Below are 12,611 nucleotides of genomic sequence, written 5' to 3' on the forward strand. Positions count from 1 at the left end.
CCCGCCTGAGTGTCGGCGGAAGGTGCTCAGGCGTCCAGGCCTGCCAGATAGGCGGGAAAGCCCGTCATGCCCGCGATATGCGGCACGCCGATGCCCGCGACGATACCCAGCACCTGGCAGCCCGCCGCCAGACCGGCCGCGGCGCCGGTCGCGCTGTCCTCCACCACGAGGCACTCCTCCGGGCGCAGCCCGCAGGCCCGCGCGGCTGCCAGGTAGATGTCCGGCGCGGGCTTGGGCCGCGCGACATCCTGGAAGCTGAAGATCCGCCCCTCGAAATAGGCGCCGAAGCCGAGCGCGCGCATCTTCACCGCCAGCTCGCCGCGCGAGGAATTGGAGCAGAGCGCCATCGGCAATCCGGCCGTCTGCACGGCCTTCAGCGCCGCCTCGGCGCCGGGAATGGGGCGCAATCCGGTGGAAAGATCCGTCTCGATCCTGTGGGCCAGCCGGTTGGCCCAGCCCTCGGGCAGCTTGCCGAGCCGCGCCTCGATAACCGGCTCCATGTCCGGCAGGGCCATGCCGAGGAATTCGTGCTGCGCCTCATGCGCGGTCAGGCTCCAGCCGAGCGCCGACAGCGCTTCGGCGACGACGCCATTGGCCACGCCTTCGCTATCGGCCAGTACGCCGTCGCAATCGAACAGGACGCCGCGGATCATGCGGCTTTGGCCTGCAGCGCGTTCGCCTTGCCGTGCGGGCAATCCTTGTGCGGGCGCGGACATTGCCGCCCGCCGGCGAAGCTGCAGAGCGTGCGCGCCGAATGCTGCGTGCGCCGGACGAGATCGGCCAGGGCCGCGATGAAGCCCGCATCGGCATTTTGCGCAGGTACGCGAAAATAGCCGGGAATCCCGAGCTTTTCGGCGTGATCGCGATACTCCACATCGAGCTCCACGAGCGTCTCGGAATGCTCGGAGACGAAGGCAATGGGGCTGATCAGCACCGCCACCTTCTCCGCCGCCGCTCGCTCGATCTCCGAGTCGGTCGAGGGCCCGAGCCACTTCTGGGGCGTCACGCGCGATTGGTAGCAGACCACGTGATCCAGCCCGGGCACGTTCATGGCCGCGACCACGGCGGCCATCGTCTGCTCGACCTGCCATTGGTAGGGATCGCCGCTTTTGACGATCACCTCCGGCAGGCCGTGCGCCGAGAAGAGCACGCGCAGCGGGACATCCGCGGGAAGGCTGGCGCGCGCCTTGTCATAGGCCTCCTCCACCATCCGCGCCGTCGCCTGGGCGAAGCCGGAATCCGAATGGAAGCAGCAAAGCGTGCTGGTCGGCAGCGACAGGCCGGCCTTGGCGCATTCCGCGTTCCACTCGGTGATGGAGCTGCCGGTCGTGGTCGAGGAAAACTGCGGGTAGAGCGGGATCAGGAGGATCTCCTCCGCGCCCCATTGCTTCACCGCCGCCACGGCCTCCTCGGTGAAGGGCTTCCAATAGCGCATCGCCACGAAGCATTTATAGGCGTCGCCCGGCTCGGCGGTGTTCAGGACGCCTTCCAGCGCCGCCGCCTGCTCCTCCGTCAGCTCCCGCAGCGGGGATTTCCCGCCGATGATGGCGTAGTTCTCCTGCGCCGCCTTCGTTCGCTTCCAGGCGATCAGCCGACCGAGCAGAGGCCGCACGAAACCCGGCACCCGCAGGATGGCCGGGTCGGTGAAGAGGTTGACCAGGAAGGGCCGCACCGCCTCGGGGCTGTCGGGCCCGCCGAGGTTGAAGAGCACCACCGCCACGCGACGCGTCATCTGCAGGATCCGGTCATGGGGCGGGACATACCCGCTATGGCCGTTGTTTCAACCCTCTGAATCGCGCCGGCTGCCCCTCAGCCTGCCCGCAGAAGCGCCATCAGGGCCGAGACGTGCTCCGGCGGCGTCGGCTGCTCCACGCCATGGCCCAGATTGAAGATGAAGGGCCGTCCCTTCATAGCCCTCAGGATGCCCTGAGCCTCGCGCTGGAGGGCTTCGCCGCCCGCAAGGAGCGCCTCAGGGTCCAAGTTGCCCTGCAGGGCTGTACCGGCCGGAATATGGGCCCTGGCCCAGGCTGGATCCATCGCGGTGTCCATGGCGACCGCCTGAACCCCCGTGGCGGCGGCATATTCAACCAGCATCGGGCCTGCCAGCCGCGGGAAGCCGATGACCGGAATATCGGGCCTGACCGCCTTCAGCGCCGCGCGGAGCCGGGCCGTGGGCTCGATCACCCATTTGCGGAAGGCGCTGGGCGGCAACTGGCCGGCCCAGCTGTCGAAGATCATCAGCACTTCGGCGCCGGCTTCGGCCTGGGCGAGCAGATAGGCCAGGGTCGCGGCCTCCAGCTTGGCCATCAGTTCGCCGAAGAAGACGGGGTCCTCGTGGATCAGCCGCCGCGCCTGCTTGAACTCGCCGCCGCCTTTGCCCTCGACCATGTAGCAGGCGACCGTCCAGAGCCCGCCCGCGAAGCCGATCAGCGTCGTGTCGGGATGGTCGGCGTCCAAGGCGGCGCGAACCCGCCGGACCGTTCCCATGATGGGCGCGGCCTTCGCCGCGGCGCCCGCGACGTCCAGCGCGTCGAGTCCCGCACGGTCGCGGATCGGCGGCAGGCGGGGGCCTTCGCCCTCCGCGAAGGTCAGGCCCTGCCCCAGGGCCCAGGGCACGATCAGGATGTCGGAGAACAGGATCGCCGCGTCGACGCCGTAACGCCGGACCGGCTGGAGCGTCACTTCCGCTGCCAGCTCGGGGTTCAGGCAGAGCTGCATGAAGCTCCCCGCCTGGGCCCGTGTCGCGCGGTATTCCGGGAGATGGCGACCTGCCTGGCGCATGAGCCAGGCAGGGGGGGGCCAGACGCTCTCGCCTGAGAGCACCTGGAGAATGGGCTTGGATGACATGGGCCGGACCAAACCAGAGAAATCTAAAAAAAAGAAGAGTCTTAAGGTTGTGGTTGAGATAGGGCCTGTGGATAACGGGGACCCAATGTCGCCGAAAACTATCCACAGGGTTTTTCCACCGATTGACTCACACGCGACTCCCGGAAGACCCGGCCCGAACGCCGAATGTCCAGATTCCCGACGAAGCTGTCCCGGGTTCATACATGGTGGATGGAAATGTTCGGTTTATCCCCGCTGACCGCTCCGCCATTGCGGCGGGCCGGATTTCATCCCCATGATCCGCACACCCCGGCAAAGTGATCCACAGGCCATGCCCGTCCGGCAAACCAACCTCCACCTGGTCTCCGACAGCACCGGCGAGACGCTGAACAGCATCTCCCGCGCGGTCATCGCCCGCTTCGACAACCCGGGCATCGTGCAGCACCGATGGTTCCTGGTGCGCTCGCGCATGAACCTCGACCGCGTGATCGAGGGCATCGAGCAGGAGCCCGGCCCGGTCATCTTCACCTTGGTGGACAGCAGCCTGCGCCACACGCTGGAGGAAACCTGCGGGCGCGTCGGCGTGCCCTGCATCTCCGTCCTGGACGGCGTCACCGAGATGCTGCAGGCCGAGATCGGCGCCCGCGCCACGGAGAAGCGGGCGGCCCAGCATGTGATGGACGCCGATTACTTCCGGCGGATCGATGCCATGCACTACGTGCTCAGCCATGACGACGGCCAGGGCACGGCCGGCATCGCCAATGCCGATGTGGTGCTCGTGGGCGTCTCGCGCAGCAGCAAGACGCCGACCTGTTTCTACCTGGCCAATCGCGGGGTGAAGGCGGCGAACATTCCCCTCGTGCCCGGCGCGCCCTTGCCGCCGGAGCTCGACAACCCGCCCTGCCCCGTGGTGGGCCTGACCATCGACCCCGTCGCGCTGCTCGACATCCGCCGGCACCGGCTGCGCATCATCGGCGCGGACGGCATGCGCATGGGCGAGAGCGAGTATGTCGACCCCGAGGCGGTGAAGAAGGAAATCCTCACGGCCCGCCGCCTCTGCGCCGCGCGCGGCTGGCCCGTGATCGATGTGACGCGCCGTTCCATCGAGGAGACGGCGGCCACCGTGATGCAGCAGGTGGATGTGTGGCACGCCAAGCGGGTCCGCCCGCCCCACGCGCCCGAGGATCCGGCCGCGAGCATCCTGGGCTCCAAGACGTGAAGCTGATTCTTGCCTCGCAGAGCCTGGCCCGGCGCGCCTTGCTGGAGGGGGCCGGTCTGGATTTCGAGGCTATGCCCGCCTCCGTCGACGAAGACACGATCAAGGAGAGCGCGAAGGCCGAAGGGCTTTCGCCGACGGATGCCGCGATCCTGCTCGCCGATGCCAAGGCGGCCCGCATCGCTCGGCGCCATACGGACGCGGTCATCATCGGCGCGGATCAGCTGCTGGTCTGCGAGGGCGAATGGTTCGACAAGCCGGTGGATATCGAGGCCGCGCGCGACCATCTGCACCGCCTGCGCAACAAGGCGCATGAGCTGATCACGGCCGTCGTCGTCTGGCGCGCCGGCGAGCGCGCCTGGCATCATGTCGCCACGCCGCGCCTGGCGATGCGCAATTTCTCCGAGGCCTTTCTCGACGAATATCTCGCGAGGGAAGGCGCTTACGTGACCTCCAGCGTGGGGGCCTATCGGCTTGAGGGAATGGGCGTGCAGCTGATGCGCGAGATCCGCGGCGATCATTCGGCGATTCTGGGCATGCCGCTGCTGCCCTTGCTTTCCTACCTGCGGGATTCAGGCATCATACCCCGATAATCCGGGGGGCTGCGTTCCTCCGGCCAAGAAATAGGGGAAGATTCATGAAGATCACGCGCCGTGCCGCCCTCGGCACCGTTCTCGCCACGCCGGCCCTGGCCCTGGCCCAGGCCCAGGCCTGGCAGCCCACGCGGCCGCTGCGCCTGATCGTCACCTATCCGCCCGGCGGGGTGAACGACATCGTCGGCCGCATCATCGCCGACACCCTCGGCCGGGAGCTCGGCCAGGCCGTCATCATCGAGAACCGGGCCGGCGCCGGCGGCAATATCGGCACCGTCGCCGTGGCCCAGGCCGAGGCGGATGGCTACACGATCCTCTTCGGGACGACGGCGATCTTCGGCGTGAACCCCGTCCTCTACGCGAATTCCGGCGTGGACGCGGTGCGCGACTTCACGAGCCTCGGCACCATCGGCGAGGTCGCCAATATTCTCTCGGTCGTGCCCGACCGCGTTCGCGCCACCAATCTCCAGGATTTCATCCGGGAGGCGAAGAGCCGCCCGCTCGTCTATGGCTCGGTGGGCAACGGCTCGTCGTCGCATCTTTCCGCCAGCGTCTTCCTGCGCATGGCGGGCATCGAGGCGACCCATGTGCCCTATCGCGGGTCCTCGCCTCTCGTGGCCGCGATGCTGGCGAAGGAGGTCGATTTCGGCTTCGACACCACCGCCACTTCCACGGCGCAGATCCGCGCAGGTTCCCTTCGTGCGCTCGCCGTCACCACCACGCGCCGCGCCAGCGCCCTGCCCGACGTGCCAACCATGATCGAGGCCGGCCTCGCGGGCTATGACCTCGGAATCTGGTTCAACCTCGCCGTGGCGAAGCGCACGCCCGAGCCCATCGTCGCGCGCCTCACCGAGGCGCTCGCGAAGGCCCGCGACGAGCTGACCGCGCAGCGCCTGCGCACCGCTTTCGTCGAGCCCTTCATCGTGCCGGCGGCCGAGAACCAGAGCTTCGTCGCGGCCAGCGCGGCGCGCTGGCAGGACATCGCGCGACAGGCCCGTATCGCAATCGACTGATGCCGCGAAACTTGGCATGATCGGTGCCGCGCGGGCGTGCCGGAATGGTAGACGGAAGGGACTTAAAATCCCTCGACCGCAAGGTCGTGCGGGTTCGAGCCCCGCCGCCCGTACCAGCGCGGATTTTCTCGAAACGGGGGAGAACGGCGGATGGATCTTTCCTTCTCCGACGAGGCGCAGGCCGGCTGGCTGAACGGCCGCCTCGCCGCGCGGCCGGCGCCCCCGATCGCGCCGCCGCTGCCGGCGGGGCTGCAATTCCCGCTCGGCGAGGGCGAGGACCGCCCGATCCTGCATGTGCCGCGCGAGCTTCCCGACGCGGAGCTTCCGCTGCTCGTGATGTTGCACGGCGCCACCTCCAATCCCGCCCGCGCGCTGGACCGCCTCGGCGAGGAGCCCGAGCTGCGGAAGTGCCTGGTCCTGGCGACGAAATCGCACGGCACGACCTGGGACATCCTGCAGGGCGGCTACGGCTTTGACGTCGCGGTGCTCGACTATGCGCTGACCGCCGTCTTCCGCCGCTTTGCCATCGATCCGCGACGCATCGCCATCGCGGGGTTCTCCGATGGCGCGTCCTATGCGCTGTCGCTGGGCGTCGCGAATGGCGACCTGTTCACGCATGCGCTCGGCTTCTCGCCCGGCTTCGTCGTGCCGGGTGAGCGACGCGGCCGGCCTTCGATCTTCGTCTCGCATGGGCGCGAGGATGCGATCCTGCCCATCGATCGCTGCGGACGAACCGTCGTCGCGCTGCTGCGCGAGGAGGGCTACGGCGTCCGCTACGAGGAATTCGAAGGCGGACACATCCTTCCGCGCGAGATCGTCGCGGCCGGTCTGGACGATTTCGTGGCAAACGCCCGCAAGACCGGCGGCCTCTGACGTCGTCGCGACGAATTGCCGCGAGCGCGGCTGTATTTCGCTTGCGTGCCGCATCCCCTGCGGACAGGCTTCGCCGCAAAGGGAACAGGGAATTTCCGGATGCGCATCGCCGTCATGGCCACCTTGGCTGCCGCCCTCGCTTTGCCCAGGGCCGAGGCCGCGGACCTCACCCTTGCCGTCGGTGGCGCCTTCACGGCAATGGACCCGCATTATCAGGACCTTTCGCCCAATCATGCGCTGACCCAGCATATCTTCGACCAGCTGGTGCGGACCGATGCGCAGATGCGGCCCACGCCCGGTCTCGCCTTGTCGTGGGAGGCGCTCAACGACAATCTGTGGGAGGTGAAGCTGCGCCAGGGCGTGACCTGGCACGACGGCAGGCCCTTCACGGCCGACGACGTGGTCTTCACCTATTCGCGCATCCCCCACGTCATCAACAGCCCGACCACGCTGGCGCGCTACACGCAGGTCGTCAGCCGGATCGAGGTGATCGACGACTTCACCATCCGGCTCCACACGCCCACGCCCGTGCCGCTGATGCCTATGATGCTGGGCGCCTTCTCCATCATCTCGCGCCACCACGGCACCGGCGCGCTGACCAGCGACTACAACTCCGGCCGCGCCGCCGTCGGCACGGGCCCCTATCGCTTCACGAGCTACGCCCCCGGCGACCGCGCCGTCTTCACGCGCAACCCGGCCTGGTGGGGGCCGACCCAGCCCTGGGAGCGCGTGAACTACCGCATGATTCCCAATGACAGCTCCCGCGTGGCGGCGCTGCGCGCCGGCGATGTGGACGGGATCGACGCCGTGCCCACGCGCGACGTCGCCGCGCTGCGCCGGGCGGGCAATCTGCGCATCGTCGAGAAGCCGGGCCTGCGCCTGATCTACCTCTATGTCGACGCGAACCGGCCGGTGACGCCCTTCGTCACCGACAACAACGGCCGTCCCTTCACGGTCAATCCGCTGGCCGATGTCCGGGTGCGCCGGGCGCTTTCGATGGCGATCAATCGCGTCGGCATTTCCCGCCAGACCATGGAGGGCTTCGCGGTGCCGACGGGCCAGCTCATGCCCGAGGGCGCGCTGGGCTTCGATCCCTCCATCCCCGTGCCGGCCTATGACGTCGAGGGCGCGCGGCTCCTGCTGGCCGAGGCGGGATATCCGCAAGGTTTCCGCATCGCGCTGAACGGCCCCAATGACCGCTACGTGAACGACACCGAGATCGTGCAGGCCATCGCGCAGATGTGGACGCGCATCGGCGTGCGCACGGAGGTCGTCACCCAGCCCGCCAGCATGTTCTTCAGCCGCGGGGTGCGCGACGAATATTCGGTGAGCCTGACCGGCTGGTCCTCCTCCACCGGCGAGGCCGATACCTCCCTGACGGTGATGGCCGCGACGCCCGATCCGCCGCGCGGCCGTGGGTCGACGCTGCGGGCCTCGCATTACACCAACCCGGCGGTCGACGCGCTGGTCGACCGGGCCCTGGCCACCATCGACACGCGGCAGCGCGAGGCGCTCTACCAGGAGACCATCCGCGTCGCGATCCAGCGCGACGTCGCGGTGATTCCGCTGCACCACCAGGTGAATATCTGGGCGACCAAGCCCACCCTCACCTATGCGCCGCGCCTGCAGGAGAATACGCGGGCGATGGAGTTCTCGCCCGCCACCGACACGGTCGCGAGCGGGGCGCCGGCCCGGAACTAACATCGGCCCGAACTAACACCGGACTGTCACAAAAATGCCCGCCTGGGCATGTTAGATGACGGGCATGAAAAAGGAACTTCGTCCGGGTAGCTCCCGGGCATGTGCCTGACGAGATTCGACCGGCCTGAGGACCGGACGCCCCCTTCGGGGGCCTCGAACTTCCACCATTTCGTCAGGGTATCATGTTATCCCATCGGGGCGGCTCGCCCCTTCAATACCGTCGGATCGGCCGCGCAGATCTGGCACGCGTCGAACTCCTGGACCTCGATCCGGACCAGGTGAAACGCTTCCTCGGCCCGCTCGGGGAGATCGTCGATGCCGTGCGCCGCGGACCGCTGCACTCGCTCATCGGCGTCGAGCGCGACGGCGAGCTGATCGGCTTCTACGTCGTCCATCCCGACCGGCGCGACGCCGCCTGCTGGTGGCTGGGCTGGCTCGCCATCGCGCGGGCGCATCAGGGCTTCGGCCATGGCCGCGCGATCCTCGCGGCGGTGCTGGCGCGGCTTGGGCATATCCCCGGCTGCCGCCGCGTGCGGCTGCTGGTGGCGCACGACAACCTCGGCGCGCGTCACCTCTATGGCCGCAACCTCTTCCAGCCGGCCGGCGTCCAGGCCGAGACCGGCGAGCTGATCCTCGAACACGATCTCGAGGACGGGCAGCCCTATGACGTCACGACGCCCCGCACGCTTGGCCGGGGATTCACGCGGGACGATCTGGGCCATCTTCGGTTGAGGCCGCATGCGGGTCCGCACGCGGCCTGGGTGATCGGGGTGGAGCGGGGTCCACCGGCCTGATTCGTGAGAGGGCTTCGCCCTCTCACCGGGCGGCGAGCATCTTCGCCCGATAATCCTTCACCCGCTGCACCAGGCCCGGCCGCGCCATCGAGCGCGCCAGGGCGGCAAGGTCGCCGTCGTCATCCGCGTGCCGCGTGCGCGCATGCAGCATCGCCACCGTCGCGGGATCCAGCCGTTCGGCATCGCGCGCGGCGGCGGCGACCGCGGCATCGGCGCCGCCAATCGTCGTGGCGAGGCCCAGAGCCAGCGCCGCAGGCGCATCCACCGGCGCGCCCCTGAGCAGCAGCGCCCGGGCCGGCGCATCCCCGACCAGCGCGCCGAGCCGCGCGGTGCCCAGCACCAAGCCGAAGGCCGGGCCGGGGAAGCTGAACTTGGCCTCTTCCAGCGCGACGCGGTGGTCGCAGGCGGCGAAGAGATCCGCTCCCGCCCCGAAGATGCGCCCATTGCCGATCGCCATCGTCGTCACCGGCGCGCCGTGCACCTTCTGCAGCAGCAGCTCGATTCGCAGGATGCGCAGCGCGAGGTCGCCATCCGAGATCGCGTCCAGGTCGCCGAGATCCAGACCCGTGCAGAAATGCTTGCCGGCGCCGCGCAGCACGATCAGCCGAGCCCCCGTCGCGACGGCGTCGTCGAAGGCGAGCGACAGCGCCTCCACGATCTCCGCGCCCAGCGCATTGCCGCGATCCGGCCGGTCGAGCCACAGGGTCGCGACCGCACCGTCGCGTTCCGCCTTCACTGACATTGAGTTACTCCGTGACCCAGCCGGGCTTCAATTCGATTTCCGTGCGCGCGCAGATGTCGATGTTGCGCGCCTCTTCCGCATTGCCGTTGTCGAAGACGATCCGCAGATCGGCCCGGCAACCGCCATCCGTGCCGATCTCCCGGCGCTCGCCGCTGGGCAGCGGCGCGGTCAGCTGGTTCGCGCCCCAATTCTCCTCGGCGACGTCGGAGAGATAGGCCGCGCGCACCGGTCGCGCGTAGCTCTGCACCAGCGTCACGCGCCGCGCCGTCGAGAAGGTGACGGGCTGTCCGTTGCAGAGGTCCACATCCGCCTGTTCGAGCGCGCGGCTGTCGGCGAAAACGGCGCGCAGGCGCACCCGGCATTCGGGGCTGCGCGTGCGCAGGAGGAAGCTCTGATTCGGCTGCAGCATGGTGGCGCCGAGGCGGTCCGCGCCCCAGCCTGCCGTGCCGGCCGCGACGTAGAGCTCGCGCATCACGCGCCGGCTGCGATTGGCGACCGTGGTTTCGCGCAGCGGAACCGCGGGATCGCCGAAGGCGATCGAGGGCGTGGTGCAGATATTCACCGTCTGGCGCACCGCCTGCCGGCTGCCGCGGAAGAGGGCGCGTGCCTCGAATTCGCAGCCTGTCTCGCCGCGCAGCCGGATGCGCAGGCTGTCATTGCCCGGCACCGTGGCCGAACCGAGCCGGTCCGGCCCCGTGGCATTCGGCCGGGCGAGGAAGAGCTGGGTCAGCTCGGCATCGGTGTTGTTGGTGATCTCGATGGGGCGGGTGTTGCTGTCGTCCAGCACCAGCTCCCGCGCCCGGCAGACCTCGACCTGGCGCGTCTCGGCGCTGTTGTCCTCGAAGACGGCGCGCAGCTGCATCTGGCAGCCGCCGCGCCCGAGATTGAGCCGGTAGCTGCGCCCCGGCGGAACCATGTCGTTGCCCAGCCGGTCCTGACCCTGGGCGTTGGAGCCTGCGGCGCCCTCCCAGAGATAGACCTCGCGCAACGCGCTCTGCGAATTGTTGCGCAGCAGGATCTCGCGCACGGCCGGTTGCGCCGGAGCGGAGGGCTTGCCGCCCGGCGCCGGCGGCGCGGGCGATGGGCCGGTTTTCTGGGCGAGAGCGGGCCCGGCCAGGAAAATCAAAGCGAGAAGCAGGCGCAGCATGGGCATCCTCACGGAAGGGGCAGCAGCACGATCCGCGCGCCGGCACGGCGATCCGCCGCGGCGCTGGTGGGAGCGAAGCCGCGCGTGCGCGCCTCGGCCCGGATGCGGTCGCGCTCCACGCCCATCTTGGCGAGCTCCAGCCCGACCGCGCGGGCGCGGCTGGCGGCAAGGCGCGCCCCGGTCCGCGCGCCGCCCTCGCCCGACGAGACATAGCCGAGCACGCAGAAATTCCGCTCCGGCGCTTCACGGGCAAGATCGGCCAGGGGCTGCAGGACGCCGGCGGCATCGGGGCCAACGCGCGATGCACCATGCGCGAAGCTGATGGTGGCGGTGTCCTCGGTCAGCCGCTCGACGCCGACGCAGGAGAATTCGCGCACCTGCGCTTCGGCGGGCAGCGCGGCCAGAAGCAGGGGGAGAACGAAGGCCAGGCGCCTCACGTGGGCACCACCAGAGCGGCCTCGCGCAGCTTGCCCAGCAATGCGGAGGCGTCGGCCTGCGGATGGGCCTTGCGGAGCTCGGCTTCGGTCACATCGGGGCGGGAGAGCACCCATTGGGCGGCCTCCGCCTCGACGGGGGTGAGGGCGAGGGCGCCCGTCGCGGTCTTCAGCACCCATTCGGCGCCGCGCCGCACGGGCTTGGCTCCGCCGGCCACCACCCGGAAGGCGCCGGCCTCGCCGGCCTCCTCGGCGCCGTCCACCGAGGGAGGGGCCATACCGCGCCAGGCCAGCAGGTCGTTGCCGCCGCGTTGGAAGCGATAGTCCGCCACGAAGCGCTCGAGCACTTCCATCACCTTGGGATCCTTGCACAGTTCCGCGAGGCGCGCGCCGAGCTGGCCCGCGCGCTGGGTCAACGCGAAGCGGGCGGCCGCGGTTCCATCCTGTCGCGGCAGGGGCTGGCGGAAGTTCACGTCGTAGAGCACGCGCTCGCCGAGGATCGTCATCAGGTCGATGCCGACGGGCGCATGCGCGCCATAGGCGACGTGGACGCTGGCCGGGGCCTCGGCCAGGGCGTCGTGATACCAGCCGCGCGGCAGATACAGCAGGTCGCCGGCCTTCAGCGTCACCTTGGCGCGGAGCTTGCCCTTGGCCTGCTCGTGATGGTCCTGGGTCTGCGAACGGAAGACGGGGTGGCTGATCGGCCATTCGGCCCGGCCTTCCCAGATGTTCCAGGTCTTCTCGCCCTCGACCTGAACGGCCCAGACGTCATGCGTGTCGTAATGGGCGTGGAAGGCCTTGTGGCTCTGCCAGGAGATATAGACGTTGGCTTGGGCCTTCCCCAGCCCGGCATCCTCGATGGCCGAGGAAACGGCGGCCAGGCCCGGCGTCAGGCTGTCCACATCGTTCAGGACCAGGCTGGCGCCCTTGGCGATCCATTCGCGAACGCGATCCGTCACCGGCTGCATGAGCTGGGCATTGGTGTCGCGGCCGGGGGCGCGGGTGCAATATTGCTCGGCCGGCACCGGCTTGCCGTCGAGGACGACCATCATGGACTGGCTGGTCCAGGCATGAGTCATGTCCATCAGGCGGTTGATCTGCCGCCAGGACAGCACGGACGCGAATTTGGCCGCGGCCCCCTTCAGGTGAAGGGGCTGCTTGTCATGATACTCGGAGAAGAACTGCTCCACGGACATGGGAGCCAGGAGCTGGGCGAGCGTCATCGTCATACCACCATGCTAGCGCAGGACCCCGGCCCACGCCACGCTTGCA

The 12,611-nt window shown here is 69.1% G+C and carries 13 protein-coding genes and 1 tRNA gene; 7 read left to right on the top strand and 7 right to left on the bottom strand.

Going from position 1 to position 12,611, the window contains the following annotated elements; genetic code table 11:
• Positions 1-26 precede the first annotated feature (26 nt).
• From ACO057_RS16075 to hemE, 3 genes are all read right to left on the bottom strand, one after another.
• Positions 27-653 (bottom strand): HAD family hydrolase, encoded by a 627-nt coding sequence (locus ACO057_RS16075; protein WP_421993549.1) that lies wholly within the window; start codon positions 651-653, stop codon positions 27-29.
• Positions 650-1,732 (bottom strand): ferrochelatase, encoded by a 1,083-nt coding sequence (hemH, locus tag ACO057_RS16080; RefSeq protein ID WP_421993551.1) that lies wholly within the window; start codon positions 1,730-1,732, stop codon positions 650-652. The genes ACO057_RS16075 and hemH overlap by 4 nt, the downstream gene beginning before the upstream one ends.
• 77 nt (positions 1,733-1,809) lie before the next feature.
• A complete protein-coding gene (gene hemE / locus ACO057_RS16085) occupies positions 1,810-2,847 on the bottom strand; it encodes a uroporphyrinogen decarboxylase (RefSeq protein WP_421993553.1) in 1,038 nt (345 codons plus the stop codon).
• A gap of 310 nt (positions 2,848-3,157) precedes the next feature.
• Between hemE and ACO057_RS16090 the strand changes: the two genes are divergently transcribed.
• From ACO057_RS16090 to ACO057_RS16120, 7 genes are all read left to right on the top strand, one after another.
• Complete coding sequence (locus tag ACO057_RS16090) at positions 3,158-4,045, top strand: pyruvate, water dikinase regulatory protein (RefSeq protein ID WP_421993555.1); 888 nt, start codon at positions 3,158-3,160, stop codon at positions 4,043-4,045.
• Complete coding sequence (locus ACO057_RS16095; RefSeq protein WP_421993557.1) at positions 4,042-4,635, top strand: Maf family protein; 594 nt, start codon at positions 4,042-4,044, stop codon at positions 4,633-4,635. The genes ACO057_RS16090 and ACO057_RS16095 overlap by 4 nt, the downstream gene beginning before the upstream one ends.
• Before the next feature lie 44 nt (positions 4,636-4,679).
• Positions 4,680-5,648, top strand: coding sequence for a Bug family tripartite tricarboxylate transporter substrate binding protein (locus ACO057_RS16100; RefSeq protein WP_421993559.1), 969 nt, complete (start codon positions 4,680-4,682; stop codon positions 5,646-5,648).
• A 30-nt stretch (positions 5,649-5,678) separates the two neighbouring features.
• Positions 5,679-5,764: transfer RNA gene (locus ACO057_RS16105), tRNA-Leu, on the top strand.
• 34 nt (positions 5,765-5,798) lie between these two features.
• Complete coding sequence (locus tag ACO057_RS16110) at positions 5,799-6,521, top strand: alpha/beta hydrolase (RefSeq protein WP_421993561.1); 723 nt, start codon at positions 5,799-5,801, stop codon at positions 6,519-6,521.
• Between the two features lie 99 nt (positions 6,522-6,620).
• The gene (locus tag ACO057_RS16115) at positions 6,621-8,222 is read left to right on the top strand and encodes an ABC transporter substrate-binding protein (protein WP_421993563.1); all 1,602 of its coding nucleotides are present in this window, start codon (positions 6,621-6,623) and stop codon (positions 8,220-8,222) included.
• 278 nt (positions 8,223-8,500) lie between these two features.
• The gene (locus ACO057_RS16120) at positions 8,501-9,016 is read left to right on the top strand and encodes a GNAT family N-acetyltransferase (RefSeq protein ID WP_421993565.1); all 516 of its coding nucleotides are present in this window, start codon (positions 8,501-8,503) and stop codon (positions 9,014-9,016) included.
• 22 nt (positions 9,017-9,038) lie between these two features.
• On the opposite strand, the gene ACO057_RS16125 is transcribed toward ACO057_RS16120, so the two are convergent.
• Genes ACO057_RS16125 through ACO057_RS16140 form a run of 4 tightly spaced genes read right to left on the bottom strand, consistent with a single transcriptional unit; the run spans position 9,039 to position 12,568 of the window.
• Positions 9,039-9,758, bottom strand: coding sequence for an enoyl-CoA hydratase/isomerase family protein (locus ACO057_RS16125; RefSeq protein ID WP_421993567.1), 720 nt, complete (start codon positions 9,756-9,758; stop codon positions 9,039-9,041).
• A gap of 4 nt (positions 9,759-9,762) precedes the next feature.
• Positions 9,763-10,905 (bottom strand): hypothetical protein, encoded by a 1,143-nt coding sequence (locus ACO057_RS16130; protein WP_421993569.1) that lies wholly within the window; start codon positions 10,903-10,905, stop codon positions 9,763-9,765.
• An 8-nt stretch (positions 10,906-10,913) separates the two neighbouring features.
• On the bottom strand, positions 10,914-11,342 hold the full coding sequence (locus tag ACO057_RS16135) for an OmpA family protein (protein WP_421993571.1): 429 nt from the start codon (positions 11,340-11,342) through the stop codon (positions 10,914-10,916).
• A complete protein-coding gene (locus ACO057_RS16140) occupies positions 11,339-12,568 on the bottom strand; it encodes a cupin domain-containing protein (RefSeq protein ID WP_421993573.1) in 1,230 nt (409 codons plus the stop codon). The genes ACO057_RS16135 and ACO057_RS16140 overlap by 4 nt, the downstream gene beginning before the upstream one ends.
• Positions 12,569-12,611: the final 43 nt, after the last annotated feature.

It is taken from the genome of Roseococcus sp., assembly GCF_965227005.1.
Classification (GTDB): domain Bacteria; phylum Pseudomonadota; class Alphaproteobacteria; order Acetobacterales; family Acetobacteraceae; genus Roseococcus.